Source organism: Ulvibacter sp. 2210JD10-4, from assembly GCF_058148525.1.
Genome location: NZ_JBYVJZ010000146.1, coordinates 1 through 212, shown reverse-complemented (window position 1 = coordinate 212; position 212 = coordinate 1). Strand labels below are relative to the sequence as shown.

The window sequence follows — 212 nt, the reverse complement described above, 5'->3', positions numbered from 1 at the left end:
ACAGGAGCAGATGTAGATAATGGATCGAATGATGCCTGTGGGATCGCTTCACTGGCGGTTTCACCAAATACATTTGACTGTACCGATGTAGGGACCAATACCGTAACTCTTACCGTAACAGATAACAATGGAAACACTTCTACCTGTACTGCAACAGTAACTGTGGAAGACAATGTGGCACCAACAGCACTATGCCAGGATATCACCGTACA

General features: G+C 45.3%; 1 protein-coding gene. It reads left to right on the top strand.

Features of this window, described 5'->3' with window-relative positions; translation table 11 throughout:
* On the top strand, positions 1–212 hold a 212-nt coding region (locus ACY2RT_RS15815), incomplete at both ends, for an HYR domain-containing protein (RefSeq protein ID WP_490156852.1).